The organism is Streptomyces sp. M92 (assembly GCF_028473745.1).
GTDB lineage: Bacteria > Actinomycetota > Actinomycetes > Streptomycetales > Streptomycetaceae > Streptomyces.
Genome location: NZ_CP101137.1, coordinates 5,008,245 through 5,030,422, shown reverse-complemented (window position 1 = coordinate 5,030,422; position 22,178 = coordinate 5,008,245). Strand labels below are relative to the sequence as shown.

At 73.4% G+C, this 22,178-nt stretch carries 17 protein-coding genes; 10 read left to right on the top strand and 7 right to left on the bottom strand.

Annotation, left to right across the window (positions count from 1 at the left end):
- Positions 1-22 precede the first annotated feature (22 nt).
- On the bottom strand, positions 23-2,506 hold the full coding sequence (locus M6G08_RS22570; RefSeq protein WP_272588975.1) for a SpoIIE family protein phosphatase: 2,484 nt from the start codon (positions 2,504-2,506) through the stop codon (positions 23-25).
- Between the two features lie 163 nt (positions 2,507-2,669).
- Positions 2,670-4,013: a S1 family peptidase gene (locus M6G08_RS22565; protein WP_272588974.1), complete on the bottom strand. Its 1,344-nt coding sequence runs from the start codon at positions 4,011-4,013 to the stop codon at positions 2,670-2,672.
- Positions 4,014-4,594: 581 nt separating this feature from the next.
- Between M6G08_RS22565 and M6G08_RS22560 the strand changes: the two genes are divergently transcribed.
- The 9 genes from M6G08_RS22560 to M6G08_RS22520 all read left to right on the top strand — a co-directional run bounded on the left by M6G08_RS22560 (position 4,595) and on the right by M6G08_RS22520 (position 14,093).
- Positions 4,595-4,810, top strand: a complete 216-nt coding sequence (locus tag M6G08_RS22560; RefSeq protein WP_019327743.1) for a hypothetical protein — start codon at positions 4,595-4,597, stop codon at positions 4,808-4,810.
- Positions 4,811-4,908: 98 nt separating this feature from the next.
- Positions 4,909-5,715, top strand: coding sequence for an HlyD family efflux transporter periplasmic adaptor subunit (locus M6G08_RS22555; protein WP_272588973.1), 807 nt, complete (start codon positions 4,909-4,911; stop codon positions 5,713-5,715).
- Between the two features lie 68 nt (positions 5,716-5,783).
- On the top strand, positions 5,784-7,952 hold the full coding sequence (locus tag M6G08_RS22550; protein ID WP_443049016.1) for an NHLP family bacteriocin export ABC transporter peptidase/permease/ATPase subunit: 2,169 nt from the start codon (positions 5,784-5,786) through the stop codon (positions 7,950-7,952).
- Between the two features lies 1 nt (position 7,953).
- Positions 7,954-10,776, top strand: coding sequence for an NHLP bacteriocin export ABC transporter permease/ATPase subunit (locus M6G08_RS22545; RefSeq protein WP_272588971.1), 2,823 nt, complete (start codon positions 7,954-7,956; stop codon positions 10,774-10,776).
- A gap of 74 nt (positions 10,777-10,850) precedes the next feature.
- Entirely contained in the window at positions 10,851-11,861 is a 1,011-nt protein-coding gene (locus M6G08_RS22540; RefSeq protein WP_272588970.1) for a Ppx/GppA family phosphatase, read from the top strand.
- Between the two features lie 54 nt (positions 11,862-11,915).
- Positions 11,916-12,095: a hypothetical protein gene (locus tag M6G08_RS22535; protein WP_272588969.1), complete on the top strand. Its 180-nt coding sequence runs from the start codon at positions 11,916-11,918 to the stop codon at positions 12,093-12,095.
- 59 nt (positions 12,096-12,154) lie between these two features.
- A complete protein-coding gene (locus M6G08_RS22530) occupies positions 12,155-13,186 on the top strand; it encodes an iron-containing redox enzyme family protein (protein WP_272588968.1) in 1,032 nt (343 codons plus the stop codon).
- A gap of 30 nt (positions 13,187-13,216) precedes the next feature.
- Entirely contained in the window at positions 13,217-13,861 is a 645-nt protein-coding gene (locus M6G08_RS22525; RefSeq protein WP_272588967.1) for a HemK2/MTQ2 family protein methyltransferase, read from the top strand.
- Positions 13,842-14,093 (top strand): CDGSH iron-sulfur domain-containing protein, encoded by a 252-nt coding sequence (locus M6G08_RS22520; protein WP_272588966.1) that lies wholly within the window; start codon positions 13,842-13,844, stop codon positions 14,091-14,093. Before M6G08_RS22525 ends, M6G08_RS22520 begins: the two co-directional genes overlap by 20 nt.
- A gap of 195 nt (positions 14,094-14,288) precedes the next feature.
- Here M6G08_RS22520 and M6G08_RS22515 read toward each other — a convergent pair whose 3' ends face one another.
- Positions 14,289-14,723 carry a protease inhibitor gene (locus M6G08_RS22515; protein WP_272588965.1) on the bottom strand — a complete coding sequence of 145 codons (435 nt, stop codon included), beginning with the start codon at positions 14,721-14,723 and terminating at the stop codon, positions 14,289-14,291.
- A gap of 362 nt (positions 14,724-15,085) precedes the next feature.
- On the opposite strand from M6G08_RS22515, the gene M6G08_RS22510 reads away from it, so the two are divergent.
- Positions 15,086-16,255 carry a lactate 2-monooxygenase gene (locus tag M6G08_RS22510; RefSeq protein WP_272588964.1) on the top strand — a complete coding sequence of 390 codons (1,170 nt, stop codon included), beginning with the start codon at positions 15,086-15,088 and terminating at the stop codon, positions 16,253-16,255.
- 702 nt (positions 16,256-16,957) lie between these two features.
- Here the strand turns inward: M6G08_RS22510 and M6G08_RS22505 are convergent.
- From M6G08_RS22505 to M6G08_RS22490, 4 genes are all read right to left on the bottom strand, one after another.
- Positions 16,958-18,562, bottom strand: a complete 1,605-nt coding sequence (locus M6G08_RS22505; protein ID WP_272588963.1) for an RICIN domain-containing protein — start codon at positions 18,560-18,562, stop codon at positions 16,958-16,960.
- 319 nt (positions 18,563-18,881) lie between these two features.
- The gene (locus M6G08_RS22500; protein ID WP_073728655.1) at positions 18,882-19,259 is read right to left on the bottom strand and encodes a toxin Doc; all 378 of its coding nucleotides are present in this window, start codon (positions 19,257-19,259) and stop codon (positions 18,882-18,884) included.
- 3 nt (positions 19,260-19,262) lie between these two features.
- A complete protein-coding gene (locus M6G08_RS22495) occupies positions 19,263-19,511 on the bottom strand; it encodes a hypothetical protein (RefSeq protein WP_272588962.1) in 249 nt (82 codons plus the stop codon).
- A gap of 99 nt (positions 19,512-19,610) precedes the next feature.
- Complete coding sequence (locus M6G08_RS22490; RefSeq protein ID WP_272591406.1) at positions 19,611-21,854, bottom strand: glycoside hydrolase family 9 protein; 2,244 nt, start codon at positions 21,852-21,854, stop codon at positions 19,611-19,613.
- Positions 21,855-22,178 lie beyond the last annotated feature (324 nt).

Below are 22,178 nucleotides of genomic sequence, written 5' to 3'. Positions count from 1 at the left end.
CCCGGCCGGGCGGCGCCGGCACCTATCCACGGCCGCGGCCCACCGGGACCTCGCTCCAGACCTGTTTGCCGCCGCTGACCGGCAGGGTCCCCCAGGTCGCCGACATCGCCTCGACCAGGAGGATGCCGCGTCCGCCGGTGGCCTCCCAGCCGATGCTGGTCGGCTTGACGGGCGTACGGGGCGAGGCGTCGGCGACCGCGACGCGCAGCCGGCCGTTGATCAGGGCGAGGTCGAGGCGGACCTGGCCGTCGGTGTGCACGAGGGCGTTGGTGACCAGTTCGGAGACGATCAGGAGGACGCCGTCGACGTCGACGTCCGGCACGCCCCAGGAGCGCAGGGTGCGCCGGGTGAAGCGGCGGGCGTGGCGTACGGCCTCGGGCAGCCGCCACACCGACCAGCTCTCCCGCAGCGGCCGCACCGCCATCCCGTCGTAGCGCACCAGCAGCAGGGCGACGTCGTCGCTGCGGCGGGCGCCTCCGAGCAGGGCGTCGGCGACCAGCCCCAGGTGGGCGGGGTCACAGACGGCCAGCGCGTGTGCGAAGCGCTCGATGCCCTCGTCGATGTCGGCGTCGGCGGACTCCACGAGGCCGTCCGTGGTGAGGGCGATCAGTGTGCCGGGGCGCAGGCGCAGCGGGCTCATCGGGAAGTCGGCCTGCCGGACCACGCCCAGCGGCGGGCCGCCCTCCACCTCCGCGATCTCGGTGCTCCCGTCGGGGTGGCGCAGCACCGGCGGCGGGTGCCCGGCCCGCACGCACCAGGCGGAACCGGCCTCCATGTCGAGGTCGACGTAGACGCAGGTGGCGAAGAGGTCGGTCTCCATGTCCATGAGCAGCCGGTTGGCGTGCGAGACCACCACGTCCGGCGGGTGGCCCTCGGCGGCGTAGGCGCGCAGGGCGGTGCGCATCTGGCCCATCAGGGTGGCGGCGCCCGCGCTGTGCCCCTGGACGTCGCCGATGACGAGGGCCACGTGGTGGTCGGGCAGCGGGATGACGTCGTACCAGTCGCCGCCCAGCTCCAGTCCGGCCGTGCTGGGCAGGTAGCGGGCGACGGCGACCGCGCCGGGCAGCTTCGGCAGGCGGCGCGGCAGCAGCTGGCGCTGGAGCATGCCGACGAGCTCGTGCTCGGCGTCGAAGGCGTGGGCGCGCATCAGGGCCTGACCGGCGAGGCCCGCGGAGGCGGTGAGCAGGGCGCGTTCGTCGGGGCCGAAGTCGTGCGGGGTGTCCCAGCCGATCAGGCAGGCGCCGGCCATGCGGCCGCCGGCGGGCAGCGGCAGTACGGCGAGGCCGCCGGGGCCGACGTCGGCGAGGGCGGGCTCCAGGTCGCCGGTGCCGGCGGGCCAGATCCGGGCGCGGCCCTCGCGCAGCGCGGCGGCGAGGGTGGGCATGGCCCGCACCGGCGCGTCGGGCCACTCGGTGCGCCACTCCAGCCGCCACAGCTCGGGCCAGGACTCGGGCTCGGGCGGGTCGAGGACGGTGACGACGAGACGGTCGTTCTCCAGCTCGGCCAGCGCGATCCGGTCGGCGCGCAGCGGCCTGCGCAGGGCGGCGACCACGGCCTGGCTGACGTCGCGGACGGTGCCGGCGGTGGCCAGCGCGGCGGCGAGGCGCTGGACGCGGGCCACGTCGGTCACGTCGGGTCGCAAGGTGGAGGCGTCGGCGACGGTGCCGACGAGGCGGGCGGGCCGGCCCTCGCCGCCGGGCAGCAGGCGCCCGCTGAGCCGCAGCCACTTCGGCGGGCCGGTGGGCTGGAGCACGCGGAACTCCAGCTCGCGGTCGCCGATGGACATGTGGTCGGCCTCCGTGACCGACATCAGCGAGGGCAGGTCCTCGGGCACGGTGAGGCCGAGCAGCGTCTCGACCTTGCCGTCGAACTCGCCCGGCGCGAGGCCGAACAGCCGCAGGATGTCGTCGCCGACCTCGACCCGGCCGGTGTCCATGGCCAGCGAGAAGGCACCGGGCCGCAGTTCCTCGCCCTCGGCGGCCACGGCCGGGGCCGGGCAGGTGACGGTCTGGGCGATCAGTTCCAGGCAGGCCCGGTCCTCGGCGCCGAAGCCCTCCGGGCGCTCGGTCAGGACCAGGAGGCAGCCGCCGCCGTCGCCGCGCACGGGCAGGGCGGCGAGGGAGAAGCCGCTCGACGGCACGTGCCGGGACTCCGCGGAACCTGCGAACTCCTCGGGTCCGAGCCACACCGGCGTTCCCTCGCGGTGCGCGTCGGCCACCGGGGAGCCGCCCGAGGAGGGGTAGCCGTCGCGTACGCCGTACAGGGTGCGCGGCACGCCCACCGACTCCGCCAGGCAGAGCAGCTCGGTGTTCTCACCGGGTGTGTAGAGGGCGGCGAAGGAAGCTCCGGCGAAGACCAGCGCCTGTTCGAGCACCCGGCGCAACCGCTCCGCCGGGTCCGGCACGGAGACGATCGCCTTCAGGGCACCCTCGGCACGCAGCGTCCTCGCTCCGCGTTCCACCGCGCCCTCACTGACCACGCCGCCATTACAGCGCTTGTGGGGCATCGGCGCAGCCCCTGCGGGGCGGGAAGAGTCGATCGGGAGGAGAAAGGGGCCGGGCTGGGCGGGCGGCGCGGAACGCGAGCGGGTGAGGGTCGCCTCGCGTGCCGGTCCGGCCCTCCGGCGGGAGGGCCGGACCCGCTACGGGTGCCGGTGCGCGGTGTCGGGATCAGCCCGTGGGACCAGAGCCGTCATCGCCGCCGGCACCCGCGCCGGCGCCCGCGCCCCCGGCTCCGGCACTGTCCTCACCGACCCCGGCAACGGCACCGCCCTGCCCGTCACCACCGCCGACGGTGTCACCACCGCCGACGGCGTCACCGCCCCCGGCCGCATCCTCGCCGGTCTGGTCACCCGCGCCGGCCTCGTCTCCCCCGGCCAGTCCGTCGCCGCCGGCATCGCCGCCCAGCGTGGCGCCCACGGCCTCCAGCGCGGTGGTGACCGGCTGGAAGAAGGTCTCGCCGCCGACCGCGCAGTCGCCGCTGCCGCCCGAGGTCAGGCCTATCGCCAGGCCGTCCTGGGTGAACAGGGAGCCGCCGCTGTCGCCCGGTTCGGCGCACACGTTCGTCTGGATGAGGCCGGTGACCGTGCCCTCGGGATAGTTGACGGTGGCGTCCAGGCCGAGGACCTGCCCGTCGGCCAGCCCGGTCGTGCTGCCCATCCGGAAGACCTGCTGCCCGACCGTCGCCTCGGCGGCCCCGCTGATCCGGATCGTCTGGTCCCCGAGGTCGACCTCGCTCGGCGCCTGGGTCGCGGGATCGTCGTACCGGACGAGCGCGAAGTCCCCCTGGCCGGGGAAGACCGCCTCGTCGACGGTGCCGATCGGCGCTCCGCCCTGCGCGTCGGACCACTGGTCGTCCGCGACGCCGCAGTGACCGGCCGTCAGGAAGGCGGGGGTGCCGTCGCCCGCGGTGACGTTGAAGCCGAGCGAGCAGCGCGCGCCGCCGCCGAAGATGGCGTCGCCGCCCGACACGAAGGTCTTGAAGGTGCCGGCGGACCGCTTGACGGTCGCCATGCCCGCGCCGAGTTCCTCGACCGTGGACTCCAGCCGGTCCCATTCGGCGCCGGTGACGGTGCTGTCGGCGGTGACCAGGATCTTGTTGGTGCGCGGGTCGATCGCCCACGAGGTGCCCGGGATGGTCGCCTCGGACTTCAGGGTCCGCGCGCCGGTCCGCAGCTCGCTCATGCTGTTGTCGACCTCGCGCACGTCCGCGCCGGCCTGCTTCGCCTGCACGATGACCTGGTTGTTGTCGCCGGGCACCACGTTGACGACGAGCTGCTGCTCGTCGGCGTCGTAGTAGGAGCCGGCGAAGGCGTCGCCGAGCAGGCCGGCGAGCTGTGAGGCGAGATCCGACGCGTCCGCCGCCTTGAGGGTCCTCGGTGCCGCCGCGTCGTCGGCTCCGGCGCCGTCCTGGGAGGCGTTGGCGTTGGGCAGCAGGACGGCGGCGGCGCCGAGTGCCACCACGGCGCCCGCCGCCATCGCGGCCCTGCGCTTCGGAATTCGCTTGTGACTCAACCTGCTCGACCTCCTGGGACGGGGTCCGTGCCGCCTAACCGGCGGCTGCCTGGGGGCGTCTGGACGGCACTTGGTACGCACGGGCGGGGCGGGGCGTTCAGCCGGGCCGTGCGATCACCCCGGATCAGCACTCTCCGCATCCGGTCGGCAACGGTCCGTTCCGATCACGGAGCGGAATCTCTGCTTCAGTGAATCTGCACATCGAATGCCCAACCCGGTCACCCCCGTTGGAGGATCTGCACAACCCCGCACCGCGCCGTACGCCTTTGGGGCGGGAGTGCCGGATTCGCCTGGGTACGGGCAAGGGGTCGCGCGGGCCGATGTCGTGGCCCGTGTGAAGAAGTCGCCGCGAAGGCGTGCCCACGCCTGCACGCTTGGGCGCCTGGGCGTCGCAAGTGCCCTGGTGAGAGGGGGTGATTGATTGGAAGGCCGGACCGGCCGCGTGCTTTGATCCATCGCACCGCGGGGGCCGCGGAGGGCTCCGGAAACGGGCGCCCGGCGCCCGCGGTCGCGGCCGTCATCTGTCCCCAGAGGGGGCCGCTCCCCCCTTGTGAAATGGCTATACGAAGGGAAGTTCCATCATGAACTCCACCCCCCAGGTTGAGACCGTCGAGATCTCCGACGCCGACCTCGACAACGTCTCCGGCGGTCTGAACGTGAACGCCGTCGGCACCGTCACCGGCCTGGTGGACGGCATCGCCCCGGTCTCCGGCCTGGTCAACACCGCCGTCGGCACCGTCGAGGGCGTCACCGGCCTGAACACGGCCCCGGTCACCAACCTGGTCGCCGGTCTCTGATCGCGCCCTGGTACCGCTGAGTCCCGGAGCCTGCCAGGCTCCGGGACTTCTCGGCGGTTTCCCCGCGCCTTTCCGCAAGACACTGGGATACGTCCGACGTGCAGTTCCGCCAACAGGCCCTCGCCAAACTCCAGTCGCCGGAGGAGCTCGACCTCCCGGTCCGCTTCGCCCGCCCGCAGGGCTGGCTGGTGCTCTCCGTGACCGTTGTCGCCATGGCCGCCGCGTCCGTGTGGGCGGTCGGCGGCTCGGTGGCCTCCACCGTCAGCGCCCCCGCCGTCCTCACCCACGGCCAGGGCAGCTACCTCCTCCAGAGCCCCGTCTCCGGCCAGGTCACCGCCGTACTCGCCCGCCAGGGACAGCGACTGCCCGCCGACTCCCCCGTGCTGAAGGTGCGCACGAGCGAGGGCGAGGCCGTGGTCCGCACGCTCGAGGCGGGCCGGGTCAGCGCGCTCGCCGCCACCGCCGGACAGATCATCCGGACCGGCGCGAACGTCGCCGCCGTGGAGAGGGTCGCCCACGCCGACGACCCGCTCTACGCCACCGTCTACGTCCCCGCCGAGAACGCCGCCGCCATCCCCGCGCACGCCTCCGTCGACCTGACCGTCCAGTCGGTGCCGGCGCAGCAGTACGGCGTGCTGCACGGGGAGGTGAAGTCGGTGGACCGCTCGGCGCAGTCGGCGCAGTCCATCGCCGCGTTCCTCGGCGACAGCGGGCTCGGCGAACAGTTCACCAAGGAGGGCAGGCCGGTGGCCGTGACGGTCCGGCTGGACACCTCGAAGTCCACGAAGAGCGGCTACCAGTGGTCGTCCGCGGACGGGCCCCCGTTCGAGCTGACCTCCATGACCATGGCCACCGGGTCCATCCGGCTGGCCGATCAGCGTCCCGTCGACTGGCTGCTGCCGTGAGCGCCGCACAGAAGACCACCGCACGGGAGACCCGGGGCAGACGCCGCGCCGCCCCGCCGAAGCGCAGCGTGCCCAAGGCGCGGGCGAAGACGGTGCGCACGCCCACCGTGCTCCAGATGGAGGCCGTCGAGTGCGGCGCCGCCTCCCTCGCGATGGTGCTCGCCCACTACGGCCGGCACGTCCCGCTGGAGGAGCTGCGCATCGCCTGCGGCGTCTCCCGCGACGGCTCGCGCGCCAGCAACCTGCTCAAGGCGGCCCGGAGTTACGGATTCACCGCCAAGGGCATGCAGATGGACCTGGCCGCGCTCGCGGAGGTGACGGCGCCGGCCATCCTCTTCTGGGAGTTCAACCACTACGTCGTCTACGACGGCATGGGGCGCCGCTTCGGCCGCCGCGGGGTGTTCGTCAACGACCCCGGCAAGGGCCGCCGTTTCGTCTCCCTGGAGGAGTTCGACGGGTCGTTCACCGGGGTCGTGCTCACCATGGAGCCCGGTGAGGACTTCACCCGGGGCGGCCGCAGACCGGGCGTGCTCGGCGCGATGCCGGCCCGGCTGCGCGGCACCGCGGGCACGCTGCCCGCCGCCCTGCTGGCGAGCCTGCTGCTGGTGGCGGTCGGCGCGGCCGTGCCCGCGCTCAGCCGTACCTATATCGACATGTTCCTGATCGGCGGGCAGACCTCGCTGCTGGGCGTGCTGTTCGCGTCGATGGGCGCCTGCGTGCTGCTCACGATCGTGCTGACCTGGCTCCAGCAGGCGAACCTGCTGCACGGCCGCATCATCTCCTCCACCCTCTCCAGCGCCCGCTTCCTGCGCCACCTGCTGCGGCTGCCGGTGACCTTCTTCTCCCAGCGCAGCCCGGCCGACCTGGTGCAGCGACTCCAGTCGAACGACGCGGTCGCCGAGACCCTGGCCCGGGACCTCGCGGCGGCGGGCGTGGACGCGATCGTCGTCGTCCTGTACGCCGTCCTGCTGTACACGTACGACCCCCAGCTCACCTTCGTCGGCATCGGCGTGGCGCTGCTCAACATCCTCGCGATGCGGATCGTCATCCGGCTGCGCGCGACCCGTACGGCCAAGCTGCGGGCGGACACGGCGCGGCTGACCAACACCGCGTACACCGGTCTCCAGCTGATCGAGACGATGAAGGCCACCGGCGGTGAGGACGGCTACTTCCGCAAGTGGGCGGGGCAGCACGCCACCACGCTGGAGGAGCAGCAGCGGCTCGGGGTGCCGAGCGCCTGGCTGGGCGTGGTCGCGCCGACGCTGGCGACGCTCAACAGCGGGCTGATCCTGTGGATCGGCGGCATGCGGGCGGTCGAGGGGCACATCTCGGTCGGTCTGCTGGTCGCCTTCCAGGCTCTGGTGGTCCGCTTCACGGCTCCGCTGACCCGGCTGAACGGCGTCGCGGGCCGCATCCAGGACTTCGCGGCCGACGTGGCCCGGCTCAAGGACGTGGAGAACTTCCGCGCCGACCCGCTCTACGACCGGCCGGGCGGCGCCGCCGACTCCACCCGCAGGCTGCACGGCCACGTCGAGCTGCAGAACGTCTCCTTCGGCTACAACCCGCTGGACAAGCCCCTGCTGACCGGCTTCGACCTGACCGTCGGACCGGGGCAGCAGGTCGCGCTGGTCGGCGGGTCGGGCAGCGGCAAGTCCACGGTGTCCCGGCTGATCTCGGGCCTGTACGCCCCGTGGGACGGTGTCATCCGCGTCGACGGGCAGCGGCTGGAGGACATCCCGCGCGGGGCGCTCGCGTCCTCCGTCTCCTTCGTCGACCAGGACGTCTTCCTCTTCGAGGGCACCGTGCGCGACAACGTGGCCCTGTGGGACCCGTCGATCCCCGACGACGCCGTGGTGGACGCGCTGCGCGACGCCGCGCTGTACGACGTCGTGATGCGCAGGCCGGGCGGCATCCACAGCAGGGTGGAGCAGGACGGCCGGAACTTCTCCGGCGGGCAGCGCCAGCGGCTGGAGATCGCGCGGGCCCTGGTGCGCCGGCCGAGCATCCTCGTACTCGACGAGGTGACCAGCGCCCTGGACGCGGAGACCGAACTGGTGGTCATGGACAACCTGCGCCGGCGCGGCTGCGCCTGTGTGGTGATCGCGCACCGGCTGAGCACGGTGCGGGACAGCGACGAGATCGTCGTGCTCCAGCACGGCACGGTCGTGGAGCGCGGGCGGCACGAGGCGCTGGTCGCGCACGGTGGCGCGTACGCGGCGCTGGTCAGGGAGCGGTGAGATGACAGCCGTGCACGAAGGGCAGGGCGACCTCGTCCTCGGGGCGCTCGGTTCGCTGGGCACCCGCGTGGACTGCGCCGGGTTCGGCCGCCTCGACCTGGAAGGGCCGCAGGTGCTGTGGCTGGTGGCGTCCGGCGCGGTGGACCTGTTCGCGGTGGACGCCGGGGAGCAGGGCCACTGGCACCACCTGGGCAGGCTGGAGGCGGGCTCGGTGCTGCTCGGGCCGGTCGCCGGCCCCCGGCACACCCTGGTCGCCCGTCCGCTGCGGGACTGCGTGGTGCACCGCATCGAACTGCGCGAGCTGTACCAGCCGGCGAGCACCCAGACCTGGTCGTACGACGAGTACGGCGATCCGCAGTACGTGCCGCCCACGACGAGCCCGCTGGAGTACGCCCTCGCCCTCGGTGTGGGCCGCGGTCTGACCGTCCTGTTCCAGGCGCCGATGGCGAGCGAGCGGGCGGCGGCGCCCACCGACGACGACGTGTTCTGGATGCAGGTCCCGCCGGGCAGCGTGCAGTACGGGGCGCTGTACGGCGAGGAGGCCGCGGCCGACCTGCTGATGGACCCCGCGCTGTGGCAGAGCATGGTCGACCAGCAGCACCGCCTGCTGACCACGCTGGACCGCTGGATCGAGCAGCTGGAGCGCACCCACGAGACCCGTACGGCGGCCGGCATCAAGGCCGGTGAGGCGGTGCGCGCGCAGGCGGACCGGACACTGCTGGCCTCCATCGGCAAGCGGTCGGGACAGCGGAGCACGGCAGCCGACGCCGACGCCACGTACGCGGCCTGCCAACTGGTCGCCCGCGCCGCCGGGATCCCCCTCGCCGAGCCCGCGCGGAACGGCACGGAGAGCGACCGGATCGATCCGGTCGAGCGGATCGCCGTCGCCTCGCGCCTGCGCACCCGCACCGTGCGGCTGGACGGCCGCTGGTGGCGGGACGACGTCGGGCCCCTGGTCGGCCACCGGGCCCTGTCGGGCGCGCCGGTCGCGCTGCTGTGGCGGCGCGGCGGCTATGTGGCCGTCCATCCGGCGACCGGGCGCCGGACGCCGGTCGAGAAGGCGAACGCGGAGGAGTTCGAGCCGCGTGCGGTGATGTTCTACCGGCCGCTGCCCGAGCGGCGGCTCAGCCCGCTGCGGCTGCTGCGCTTCTGTCTGACGGGCACGCGCGGTGACCTGACCGGGCTGGTCCTCGCCGGGCTGGTGACGGTGGCGCTGGGCGCGCTGGTGCCGGTCGCGACCGGCAAGGTGCTCGGCGAGTTCGTGCCGAAGGCGCAGACCGGACTGATCGCGCAGGTGTGTCTCGCGGTGATGCTCAGCGGTGTCGTCGCGGCGGCCTTCATGCTGTTGCAGAACCTCACCATCCTGCGGCTGGAGGGCCGCGTCGAGGCGACGCTCCAGCCCGCCGTGTGGGACCGGCTGCTGCGGCTGCCGACCAAGTTCTTCACCGAGCGCTCCACCGGCGAGCTGGCGAGCGCGGCCATGGGCATCAGCGCCATCCGCAGACTGCTGGCGGGCGTCGGTCCGACGGTGGCCCAGTCGGTGACGGTCGGGGCGATGAACCTCGCGCTGCTGCTCTGGTACAGCGTGCCGATGGCGCTCGCGGCGATCGGCATGCTGGTGGTCGTCGCCGGCGTGTTCCTGGGGCTCGGACTGTGGCAGGTGCGCTGGCAGCGGCGGCTGGTGAAGCTCACCAACAAACTGAACAACCAGGCGTTCCAGACCCTGCGCGGGCTGCCCAAGCTGCGGGTGGCGGCCGCCGAGAACTACGCCTACGCGGCATGGGCGGAGCAGTTCGCGCGCAGCCGGGAGCTCCAGCGGCGGGCGGGGCGGATCAAGAACCTGAACTCGGTACTCGGCGCGGTGTACCTGCCGCTGTGCACGCTGCTGATGTTCATGCTGCTGGCGGGTCCGGCGCGCGGTTCGATGTCGGCGGCCGACTTCCTCACCTTCAACGCGTCGGTGACGATGCTGCTGACCTCGGTCACCCAGTTGACCGGCGCGTTCGTGTCGGCGGTGGCCGCGCTGCCGCTCTTCGAGGAGATCCGTCCGGTTCTGGACGCCACGCCCGAGGTGCGCACGGCCAGCACCCGGCCGGGGCCGCTGTCGGGGGCGGTCGAGGCGCGGCGGCTGTCGTTCCGGTACACCGACGACGGGCCGCTGGTCCTGGACGACGTCTCCTTCGCCGTACGGCCGGGCGAGTTCGTCGCGGTCGTCGGCCCCAGCGGCTGCGGCAAGTCGACCCTGCTGCGGCTGCTGATCGGCTTCGACCGGCCGCTGTCGGGCAGCGTCCTGTACGACGGCCAGGACCTGGCCGCGCTCGACCAGTCGGCCGTGCGCCGGCAGTGCGGGGTGGTGCTCCAGCACGCCCAGCCGTTCAACGGCTCCATCCTGGACGTCATCTGCGGCACCGAGCCGTACACGCCCGAGGAGGCGATGGCGGCGGCCGAGATGGCGGGGCTCGCCGAGGACATCAAGCGGATGCCGATGGGGCTGCACACCATCGTCTCGGGCAGCGGGGCGGTATCCGGCGGCCAGCGGCAGCGGCTGATGATCGCACAGGCGCTGATCCGCCGGCCGCGCATCCTCTTCTTCGACGAGGCGACCAGCGCCCTGGACAACGAGACGCAGCGCCGGGTGATCGAGTCGACCAAGGCCATCGACGCCACCCGGGTGGTGATCGCGCACCGCCTGTCCACGGTGCTGGACGCCGACCGCGTGATCGTGATGGAGGACGGCAAGGTCGCCCAGCAGGGTCCGCCCGCCGAGCTGCTCGCGGACACGGGGGGCCGGCTGCACGAGCTGGTGCGGCGGCAGCTGGCCTGACCCGGACCGTGCGGTTTCCGGCCGTACCCGCCGGGAAGGCCCTTGGACCGGCCGGAAACGGGTACCTGCGCCTCATGCGTATCAGCGTGGTGGACGTGGGGTCGAACACGGTCCGGCTCATGGTGGCGGACGCGGAGGGCGGGGTACCGCTGCCGGTCCACACCGCGAAGTGGCGGCTGCGGCTGTCGGAGCAGGTCAAGCCGGGTGGCCCGGTGCCGGAAAAGGCCGTGGAGCGGCTCGTCGAGGCGGTCGAGGGCGCGAGCCGGACGGCGGCCCGGTGGGGCGCGGCCGGCCCGCTGGCCTTCGCGACGGCCGTGGTGCGGGCCGCGCCCAACCGGCGGGAGGTGCTGCGCACCGTTCGTGCCCGTACGGGCGTCGCCCTGTGCACCCTGCCGGGCGAGGTGGAGGCGGAGCTGACCTTCCTCGGGGCCCGGCGCTGGATGGGCTGGCGGGCCGGGCCGCTCGCGCTGCTCGACATAGGCGGCGGCTCGCTGGAGATCGCCTTCGGCCGCGGCCGGCTGCCCGACTTCGTCGCCTCGCTGCCGCTGGGCGCGGCCCGGCTGACCCACGAGTTCCTGGAGGGCGGCGAGCAGGCGCCGCCGCCCGAGCAGGTGCGGGCGATGCGCCGCAAGGTCCGCCACCAGCTGCGGGACGTCGCCGCGCGGATCCGCTGGGAGGGCCCGCGCACCGCGGTGGCGACCTCCCGGACCTTCCAGCAGCTGGGCCGGCTGTGCGGGGCGCCGCCGGGCCGGCACGGTCCGTTCGTGGAGCGCCGGATGCTCTGCTCGGACCTGGGTGAGGCGGCCGACCGCCTCGCCGCGCTCACCGCCGACGAGCGGGCCCGGCTGCCGGGCATCTCCGCGCCGCGCGCGGCGCAGAGCCTGGCCGGGGCGGTGGTCGGGCACACCACGATGAAGCTGACCGGCCTGGAGTCGGTCACGCTCTGCCCCTGGGCGATCCGCGAGGGCGTCCTGCTGCGTCACATCGAGGACGGCCCCGCCTGGTGGGCGGAGGTCACCCGCCACAGCGACGAGGTGACCGCCCCGGCCGCGGTGCCCCTGCGCATCGCGGGCACGTCGGGCTGACCGCGTGAACGGGCCGGGCCGAAGGGGTCCGGTCGTACGAGGAGAGGAGCATCCGTGTCCCGGAACGGCGATTCCGACCACAACGAGCCCGAGACCGCCATCGACGAGGTCCTGCGTGAGATCGAGGAGGTCAGGCCGCGCGACGCCGAGTCCGACGAGGGCCCGCGCCGGGGCGAGGCGGGCGACGCCACCTCGCCCAACACCGGAGCCCAGGAGGACGCCGAAGGAGAGTGAGACGCCGCCCGCCGTGCGCGGGCAGGGGTGCCGCGGTGCCGTCCGGGTACCCGCCGCACATGGAGTTCGACCGCGAAGGACCACGGCCGCCGACGGCCCGGGGCCCGCTCTCCGAGGCCGTCGGCGCCCATCTGCTCGGGACGGGCCCGCTCCCGGACCCGGAGACGGTCGCCGCCGCGTCACCCTACGGCGACGACCTGCAACTCGCCCTGTACCAGTGCTACGAGCTGCACTACCGGGGCTTCGCCGGTGTGTCCCCCGGCCTCGAGTGGGACCCCGCCCTGCTGCGTGTCCGGGCCGCGCTGGAGGACCGCTTCCTGTCCGCGCTGCGGGCCGACGCCCCGGTCCACGACAGCGTGGCGGAGGCGGTAGGGGCGCTGCTCGTGGAGCCCGTCGACGGGAAGGGCGTCAGCCACTTCCTGCGGGACGAGGGCGAGCTGTGGCAGCTGCGCGAGTACGCGGCCCAGCGGTCCCTGTACCACCTCAAGGAGGCCGACCCGCACGCCTGGGTGCTGCCGCGGCTGTGGGGCAGGGCGAAGGCGGCGATGGCGGCGGTGGAGTTCGACGAGTACGGCGGCGGCCGTGCCGAGCGGGTGCACGCCCGGCTGTTCGCCGACCTGATGACGGACCTGGGCCTGGAGACGGCGTACGGGCGGTATCTCGACGCGGCCTCGGCCGAGTGCCTGGCCACGGTCAACATGATGTCGCTGTTCGGTCTGCACCGGTCCCTGCGCGGCGCCCTGGTCGGCCATTTCGCGGCGGTCGAGATCACCTCGTCGCCCGGTTCGCGGCGGCTCGCCGAGGCGATGCGCCGCACCGGCGCCGGTCCCGCCGCCGAACACTTCTACGACGAGCACGTCGAGGCCGACGCGGTGCACGAGCAGATCGTCCGGCACGAGGTGATCGACGGCCTCCTGGAGCAGGAACCTCAGCTCGCGGCGGACGTCGTCTTCGGCATCGACGCCACCGGCTTCCTGGAGGACCGCTTCGGGGCCCGGCTGCTCTCCGACTGGCGAAGCGGCAGGTCGTCCCTGCGGACCCGGCTGCCCGACCGGTCCCCCGAGCCGTCCGGCGCGGCCCATACTCCGTGACGGGCGGGGTACCTGGGTTCCGTGAATTTCATGGTGCTTCCGGGCGTCTACGCCCCTCAGGAGGACACCGCCCTGCTGGCCGGGGCGCTGTCCGACGAGTCGCTCCCGCCGGGCGCGGCCGTACTCGACGTGGGGACCGGCACGGGCGCCCTGGCGCTGGCGGCGGCCCGGCGGGGCGGCCGGGTGACCGCGGTCGACGTGTCGTGGCGCGCGGTGTGCGCCGCCCGCCTGAACGCCGCGCGGGCCGGGCTGCGCGTCCGTGTCCAGCACGGCAACCTCTTCACGCCCGTGCGCGGCGAGACGTTCGATCTGGTGCTGGCCAATCCGCCGTACGTGCCGGCACCGGGTGCGAGGCGCCCGCCGCGCGGTGCGGCCCGGGCGTGGGACGCGGGCCACGACGGCCGGCTGGTCCTGGACCGGATCTGCCGGGAGGTGCCCGGCCTGCTGCGCCCCGGCGGCGTGCTGCTGCTGGTGCAGTCCGCCCTCAGCGATCCGGAGCGGACCGTGGGCAATCTGCGCGAGGCCGGGCTGAAGGCGGCGGTGACCCGGCGGCGACGGATCGCGTTCGGTCCCGTGGTGCGCGGCCGGGAAGGCTGGCTGCGGCAGCGCGGGCTGCTGTCCCTGGCCGACGACGAGGAGGAGCTGGTGGTCGTCCGTGCCGAACTCCCCGTCTGACTCTTCTCGCCCCTCGTCCGGCGACCCGGTCCGGGTCAAGGTCCAGCGCCGGGGGCCGCTGCTGGTGGAGGGGCCGGTGGAGGTGGAGCTTGAGGACGGGACGACGGTGTCCTCCGATCGCTTCCGGGTCGCGCTGTGCACCTGCCGCCGCAGCCGGCGCTACCCCTGGTGCGACACCAGCCACCGCGCGAGGTCGTCCGGCCCCGGCGACGGGCCGTCGGCGGGGAGCTGATCCCCCGGCGACGGGCCGTCGGTGAGGAGCTGATCCCCCGCCGACCGCCCCACTGCCTCCCGGTCCCGGAGAACGGCGGACGGCCCCACTCCGTCCGCCGTCCCCGGTGCGGGGCCGCGCCTCCCGTACGGCGGCCGCTCGCACTCCCCAGTAGCGAGCAGCCGGTCACACCGCACGGGCCGGGCGGCCCCGGTCCTAGAACGTGAAGACGCTGTCGCTGCCCGCGTTCTTCACGCACTCGTTGGCGAAGGTGCGTTCGTAGGAGACGTGCCTGCCCTGCCAGACGCCGGCGACGGTGACGACGACGGGGGCGTACTCGCGGGTGCAGAAGACGCCGGGGTCCGCTCTGAGGGCGTCGAAGTCGCCGCCCGCGCCGCGCAGTTCGGCGCAGGCGGCCTCGGCGTCGGGATGGGTTCCCAAGGCCCTGGGGGTACAGGTCAGGGTGACCGCGCGTACCGGTGCGGCGACGGCAGCGCTCTCTCCGTGGCCCACGGTCAGCACGAGGGCCGAGGGGGCGTAGAGCGACGCGGGGGCGGTGGCCGGGGAGGCGAGGGAGGCCCCTGCGAGGGGCCCGCAGACGGCGGTGGCCGTCAGGCCCAGAGTCGCTGCCCAGCGCGCGGTGTTCCGCATTGTGTGCATCCTTCCGCTCGGGATGAGGGTGGTCGCCGGTCCGCACCGGTGGGTGCCGGAACGGCGAGCGCGAGTCTGCCGAGTCCGGCCCCGAAACTCATCTCGACCCCATGGATTTCGGTAACCTTGCGTATTGAATCAGTGGCGCGAAGTCACAGAGTTCGAACGTTCCAAGTCCGTAAGAGACCGGTTCTTGATCGGTACTTGAGTCGCGAACTGACCGGATGGCGTGATCCGCACGTTCCTCAATAGGCCGGAAACGTCCCCGAAACAGGCCCGTCACCCCAGGCCGCGGGGTCCGGCATACCCGTGGGTATGGTGCTGGCGGCATGCGAGCTCGACGACGAGAGGCGGGACTTGGGATGGCGAAGCACTGGGCGGACTTCCAGTACGAGATCTACCTCAACGGCATGACGGGGGCCGTTCCTCGCCTGCCCACGGACCTGACCCGGCTGGAGGAGCTCACCGAGCGGCGCCTGGGTCCGGGCCCCGTCGGCTACGTCGCCGGCAGCGCGGGCGACGGCAGCACCGCGCGCGCCAACCGGGCGGCTCTCGACCGGCGCCGGATCGTCCCGCGCATGCTGCGGGACGTGCACGAACGGGACCTCTCGGTCGAGGTTCTGGGTCGCCCGCTGCCCGCCCCGCTGGCGCTCGCGCCGGTCGGCGTCCTGTCGATCATGCACCCGGACGCGGAACCGGCCGCCGCCCGGGCCGCCGCCGCGCAGGGCGTGCCGTACGTCCTCTCGTCCGCGTCCAGCACGCCCATGGAGCAGGTCGCCGAGGCGATGGGCGACGGGGAGCGCTGGTTCCAGCTGTACTGGCCCAAGGACCGCGAGGTGGCCCGCAGTTTCCTGGAGCGGGCGAAGGCGGCCGGGTACAGCGCGCTCTTCGTCACCCTGGACACTCCCCTGCTCTCCTGGCGCCCGCGCGATCTCGACCAGGCGTATCTGCCGTTCCTGCACGGGGTGGGCACGGCGAACTACTTCTCCGACCCGGCGTTCCGGGCCGGTTTGGCCAAGCCCGTGCACGAGGATCCGAACGCCGCGGTAATGCACTTCGTCGGCATGTTCTCCGACCCCGCCAAGTCCTGGCCGGACCTGGCGTTCCTGCGGGAGAACTGGGACGGCCCGATCGTGCTCAAGGGCATCCTGCACCCGGACGACGCCCGGCTGGCCGCCGACGCCGGGATGGACGGGGTGGTGGTCTCCAACCACGGCGGCCGTCAGGTGGCCGGCTCCGTGGCCGCGGCCGACGCCCTGCCGCGCGTGGTGGAGGCGGTCGGCGACCGGCTCGCCGTGCTGTTCGACAGCGGCGTGCGCACCGGCGACGACGTATTCAAGGCGCTGGCGCTGGGCGCGCAGGGGGTGCTCCTGGGGCGCCCCTACGTCTACGGTCTGGCGCTGGACGGGCAGGCGGGCGTGGAGCACGTGATCCGCTGCCTGCTCGCCGAACTCGACCTGACCCTGGCCCTGTCGGGCCACGCCTCCCCACTGACGCCGGGCCCCGGGGACCTCACGGAGAGCCCCGTGTAACCCGCCGGGTTCGACGACGAGCAGCACCGGCGAGGTATCAGGAGCGGAGGCCGTCCTCCGATCTCGCGCCGCCGTCGCGCCCGTGGCCGCCCGACGGCGGTCGCCGGGCCCGCCACCGCTGGGGACCACACTCCGGGGACCTCGACGAGGGCATCGTGTACCCCCCTGCCGGCGCCCGTCCGCCGTGTCGAACCGGACGGTCCCGGCCTGACTCCTCGGCACGGCCTCGGTCCGCGCCCCTGACATCCGTTCCCGAAGTCTGGCGAACGTGCCGTCGGCTCCCCACCGCTCTCCGGACGCCGGCGGCGCACCGGATCTGGCGGACCCGCTCGGCCGCCCGGCAGTCCCACGACCGGGCCGGGCCGCCGACACGGACGACGGACCCCGTCGCACGGGCGCGGAACGGGCCGCCCCGCGCGAGGACCCGGCCCCCCTCGTCCGGCACCGGGCGCGCACACCCGACGCACCCACGGCGCACCGGCAAACCCCCGCGCCCCCGTTCAGCCGCCCGGCAGTCCCACCGCCAGCCCGCCGACACGGACGACGGGCCGGGAACGACCGGCGCACGCACCGGAGGCAGGCACGGAACGGGCCGCCCCCGCGCGACACGGCCGCCCGCAGGGTCCTGCCCCCCCCTCGTCCGGCACCGGGCGCGCACACCCGACGCACCCACGGCGCACCGGCAAACCCCCGCGCCGCCGTTCAGCCGCCCGGCAGTTCCACCGCCCGGGCGGCCGGAGTCCCGGTGCGGGCGACGGTCAGGGAGCCCTCCGCCGGTGCCGGGTCGATCCGCCAGCGCTGGGTGTCGGAGCCGTCGTGCACCTTGACCACGACGTCGGTGTCCGGAGCGGTGGTGGTGGCGGCGAGGGCGAGCTGCCGCTGCCAGCGCGGCACCAGCTCGCCCCGCCCGGTGAGGTCGTAGCGCACGTGGTCGCCCCGCTCGGTGCCCTCGTCGGCGCAGGGACCGAGAATGACGACTCCGGCGTCCGCCTGCGAGTCCAGGCACAGCCCCGGGTCGGCGACGCTGCGCAGCAGCCCGTCGTCCTCGTGGGTCCACTGCTGGGTCCAGGCCTCGGAGCACTGCGCCAGGCGGGCACCCGCACCGGCCCTCGGCTCGCCCCGGACGTCGAGGCAGAGGTCCGCGGCGACGTTGCGCAGCCGCGCCCGGTCCGCCGCCGTGGGCAGTCCGGCGGCGCCGGGCGGCTTCGGCCGGCTGGTGGCGGAGGCCGTGCCCTCCTCCCCCGCCGCACTGTTGGAGGCGGCCGGATCGGCGCCGCCGCCGTCGTACGACCACACGCTCACCACGAGCACGACGGTCAGCACTCCCGCCGACGCGGCGCCGAACTGTCTGAGCATCGCCCGGCCGGAGCGCGGCCGGCCCGGCGGCCGGCGTACGGGGACGGGGATGCGGGCCAGCAGGCCCGGGCGTCCGCCGCGATGCCGGGCGTTTCCCTTGGCGAGGCCGCCCGGACTCGCCCGTCCCGGACGGGAGTCGAGATAACGCCGGGCGCCCCAGCCGAGCACCGCTTCGGCGATCAGCGTGTCCAGCCCGCGCTCGAAGTGGCCGAGTTGTTCGGCCGCGTGCCGGCAATGACGGCAGTCGGCCAGATGCCTGCGGACGTCCGGGAGCAGGGCACCGCCCCGGCGGATCGGTACGTCGAGGAGACGGCCGTGGAAACGGCAGTCCTGGGAGGGAGCGAGTTGCCGGTGGGCGTCCAGGCAGCCTTCGCGGAATTTCTCCCGCGCCTGTTCGAGAGTGACCGACGCGGTGTCGGTATCCATGCCGAGCAGACCGGCCGGGACACTTATGTGTTCGGCTTCGACCTCCGTGTGCCAGAGCAAACAGCGGGCCGGTCCGGGAAGTGACGCGAATGCCCGGGCGGCCAACGTGCGGTTTTCCGGAGTCATGGACTTCGCCGCCCGCATACCGCGCCCGCCGGCGGGTTTGAGCAACTCCGGGAGAACGGCGGACACCCCCTCGTCCGCGGACCACTGGCGGACCGTGTCCCGCACGGCCACCAGCAGCCGCGGACGCAGGGCCGTGGCCTGCTCGCCCTCGGCCAGCCGGTCCAGGACCCGATGCCAGGCGGCACCGGTGACCATGCCGGTGACCTGGGTCGACGTGGCGAGACAGAGGGTCGCGTAGTCGTGGGCGGGCCGCCAGTGCCGCGCCATGAGGAGGGCCGCGGCCCGGGATGCCTCGCTCTCCGGACCGTCCCGCAGGCACGCGGCCAGCAGCTCGTCGGACTCCCCGGGGTGACCGCCCGAGGGCGGATGGGCGGGTCGAGGGGGGTGGGGGGTGGGCACTGAGGTCGTTCCTTCCCACGCACATGTGACTCAGAAGTTCCGGTCGCCGAAAAGGGATCGCCGATTGGTGTATACCTTTTGGACGTGGTGTGGGGAGCGTGAATTCGCCACGGCGAAATTCGGACTGGGAACCTCAACGCGCGTGCGAGACCCGGCCTTTACCCCCCGCACGGGTGCTTCACTCTCGCACAAACCACTCATGGCCAACAAGGCGACCGGGAAACATCGGCCTGCTTTGAAAGAAGGTCAGATTCTGCGGCAACTCCTGCCGCCCGCACCGGCTTTCGCTTTTCCTCCCGCCCTTCCGCGCGGGCGGAGATCAGATCTGCCAGGAGCGCAGCCGGTCCGCCGCGCCGTAGACGTCGGCCTTGCCCGACATCAGGTCGCGGGCGAGGTCGACCAGGGCGCCGTAGGGCGGGTCGATGCCGACGTCACTGGCGTACATGTAGGCGACGGCCGTGGCGCAGGCGAAGCGGGCGTTGGCCGCGGGCAGCGGCTTGAGCACGGCGAGAGTGTGCAGCAGGGCGGCGGCCCGCCAGGCCGGGTCGGAGTCGACCCCGAGGCGGGGCGGGTCGACCCGGTGCCGCGCGACGGCGGCGACCAGTGCGGAGAAGTCGTTGATCGTGGGCTGCTCCGGCAGCACTTCCTCGTGGCGCTGGAGCAGCCAGGGCACGTCGATGTGCAGGACCGCTGCCATGGGTCAGGCGGCCCGTCCCTCGCCCCTGAGGGGCGGTGGCTCGTCGTCGGGGAAGGCGGCCGCGAACTCGTCGGCGTGTGCCGAGAAGAAGCGGCGGAAGGCCTCCGCGCCCTCCTGCAGGGCCCGGTGCCGGGCTATGTCGGCGGCGGCGGCCTCCCGCACGAGCGCCTTCATCGACGTACCGCGTTCCTTGGCGATCTGCCGCAGGTCCTCAAGCTCGCGGTCGCTGAACTCCACGTTCAGAGCTGGCATGCCTCCCACGGTACCGCGCGGGTACTGACCAGTAAATAGCCACAGGTCAGGACGGTGGTGCAGCGGTACCGCGGGAGGCGGGCGGGACGTGCGTGCCGGTCAGCCCTGGTCCGCCACGAAGGAGGCCATCCGGGCCAGTGCGGCGTTCCAGTTGATGGTGTGCTCGTTGGTCGACCAGGACTGGATGTCGTCGATGAAGCAGAACTGGGCGACACAGCCCTGGAGCTTGCTCTGTGCGTAGGGGTCCTGGATGTTCGAGTTCGGTCCGCCGGACAGGGTCCCGTCGGGCGGGGCGGGCAGCGTCGGGTCCAGCTGCTTGGCGTACCAGCGGCTGTGCTGGTTGTGCGCGTTGACCTCGCCGTAGCCGGTCACGTACGACATGTTGAGCGCGTTGCGGCCCAGGATGTAGTCCATGCTCTGGAGCGCGCCGTCACGGTACTTCGAGGCGCCGGTGATGTCGTAGGCGGTGGCGAGGACGACGGCGTTGTTGAGGATCTGGTGGCTGGAGCCCCAGTCGTAGACGTTGTCCTCGGGGGCGTACGGCATGCCGTACGGGTGGGCCCTGAGCGTGGCCAGGTACGTGTCGGCGCCCTGGACGACGGAGCGGCGCACCTTGTCCCGGCCGGGGAGCCGGTTGGGGACGGTCGCCAGGTCCAGGCGGGCCGCCGCCGCGGTGCGGGCCCAGTCGAAGCCGAGCGGGCCGAAGATGTCGGCGGTGTGGACCGGGGAGTTCAGCACGTACTCCTTGAAGTCCCGCTCCCCCGTCGTCAGGTAGAGCTCGGCCGCCGCCCAGTAGAACTCGTCCTCGACCCGGCCGTCGGGGTAGGCGCCGCCGCCGATGCCGTCGCTCTCGTCGGCGAGCACGTCCGGGTGGGCCAGCGCGGCCGACCACGCCGTGCGGGACGCGTCGAGTGCCTTCGCGGCGAACTCCCGGTCGTAGGGGCGGTAGAGGCGGGCCGCCTGTGCCGCCGTGGCGGCCAGGTTCAGCGTCGCCGCGGTGGTGGGCGGGTGCAGCTCGCGCTTCTGCGGGTCGTCGCTGGGCAGCAGCGGAAGGCCTGTCCACGCCTCGTCGTGGATCTTGTGGTGGGCCATGCCGGCCAGCGGCTGCCCCTCGGGCACCTGCATCTTCAGCAGGAAGTCCAGTTCCCAGCGGACCTCGTCCAGGATGTCCGGCACCTTGTTGCCGCTCTCGGGGATGCCGAGGGTGCCGTCGCCGAGCTTCGACGGCTCGCCCGTGCGGGCGTGCAGCGAGCGCTCGTAGGTGCTCAGCAGCTCCCAGGTGGAGATGCCGCCGTTGACGACGTACTTGCCGTGGTCGCCCGCGTCGTACCAGCCGCCGGAGACGTCAAGGGTGTAGTCGCACACACCCGGCTGGCAGGGGACCTCGGTGTCGCCCTGGTTGGGTGCCACGCCCACGTGTCCGGCGGGGCGGCCGTAGCCGGGGCGCAGTTCGTCGCTGATCGGGGTGCCGCTGCGCTGCGTGTAGTAGTACTTCGCGGAGTCGGTGCGCAGCCGCTCGTAGGCGGCGGTGCCGATGTCGAAGGGGCGGCTGGTCTCGCCGTCGGCGACCAGGGTGTAGCCCTCGCCGCGCTTCTTGTAGCGGCCGAAGTCGATCGAGTGGACGTTCTGCCCGGAGGAGGCGTCGACGCCGCGCGGTTTGCTCCAGCCATGGGCGACGACCCGGCCGCGGTCGTTCTTCAGCTGCCAGCGCAGGCGCGAGGTCGCCTCGGTGACGACGGTGGCGTTCTTCGGGCCGGAGGGGAGGTAGCCGACCTGGTTGACCCGGACCCGGGGCCCGGTGTCCGGCACGTACGGCTCGGGCGCCACCCCGCCCAGCAGCGACACGTCGTCGACGCAGAACCGCCAGGCGTCGGGTGTGCCGCCCAGCTGGAAGCCGACCTGGCCCTGGGTGGTGTCGACGGGCGAGGTGAAGGTGTAGGAGTAGGTGTTGCCGGAGACGCTGAGCTGCGGGCTGACCTCGTGGTAGGTGTCGTACGGGGACACCGACAGGCCCACGATCGCCCGGACCACGTGGTCGGCGGGCGTACCGGTCGCGGTGAAGGAGAAGCGGTACGACTCCCCCGCGACCAGGGTGATGTCGTTCTGGCCGACGGCCGCGTCCCAGCGGTTGGCCGTGCCGCCGGGGGCGTCGGCGCACAGCCGGCCGTCGGTGACGGCCGCGGTGACGTTGCTGCTGGCCCACCAGGACTCGGTGCCGTTGTCGAAGGTGCCGTTCTTGACCTGCTCGGCCTCCTCGGCGCCCGCCGGTGCGGCGGGCAGCGCGGTGACGGCCGCCGCCAGCAGCGCGGTCAGGGAGACGAGGGCGGTTCTGCGTCGGGGCAGGCGTTGCGTCAGGCGTCTTGTCACGTCCGAGCTCCTAGGGGAGGCGGCGCTCAGTTATGGGAGCGCTCCCAACACGGTCGCGGAACATGCTTGTGCGAGACATGACACCCCGTCAACGGTGCGGACGGGACTGGTTCCCGTCCGCACCGCGGACCCTGCCCGGCGGGCCGCATACGAGACGGGGAAAGACGGGGAAAGTGCCCTCGCTTTGTCTAGACCTTTTTTGTCTAGACCTCTTGCCCAGCCCATGACCTGCGGGCTACGTTTCGCGCTGTTCGGAGCACTTCACGTTTCCTTCGATTCCCTTGACGAGCAAGGCTGGAA

Excerpts from the sequence above, each read along its gene's own strand:
- M6G08_RS22570 (WP_272588975.1), bottom strand. The coding sequence starts at position 2,506 with ATGCCCCACAAGCGCTGTAATGGCGGCGTGGTCAGTGAGGGCGCGGTG.
- M6G08_RS22560 (WP_019327743.1), top strand. The coding sequence starts at position 4,595 with ATGAACTCCACCCCCCAGGTTGAGACCGTCGAGATCTCCGACGCCGAC.
- M6G08_RS22545 (WP_272588971.1), top strand. The coding sequence starts at position 7,954 with ATGACAGCCGTGCACGAAGGGCAGGGCGACCTCGTCCTCGGGGCGCTC.
- M6G08_RS22540 (WP_272588970.1), top strand. The coding sequence starts at position 10,851 with ATGCGTATCAGCGTGGTGGACGTGGGGTCGAACACGGTCCGGCTCATG.
- M6G08_RS22530 (WP_272588968.1), top strand. The coding sequence starts at position 12,155 with ATGGAGTTCGACCGCGAAGGACCACGGCCGCCGACGGCCCGGGGCCCG.
- M6G08_RS22525 (WP_272588967.1), top strand. The coding sequence starts at position 13,217 with ATGGTGCTTCCGGGCGTCTACGCCCCTCAGGAGGACACCGCCCTGCTG.
- M6G08_RS22515 (WP_272588965.1), bottom strand. The coding sequence starts at position 14,723 with ATGCGGAACACCGCGCGCTGGGCAGCGACTCTGGGCCTGACGGCCACC.
- M6G08_RS22510 (WP_272588964.1), top strand. The coding sequence starts at position 15,086 with ATGGCGAAGCACTGGGCGGACTTCCAGTACGAGATCTACCTCAACGGC.
- M6G08_RS22500 (WP_073728655.1), bottom strand. The coding sequence starts at position 19,259 with ATGGCAGCGGTCCTGCACATCGACGTGCCCTGGCTGCTCCAGCGCCAC.
- M6G08_RS22495 (WP_272588962.1), bottom strand. The coding sequence starts at position 19,511 with ATGCCAGCTCTGAACGTGGAGTTCAGCGACCGCGAGCTTGAGGACCTG.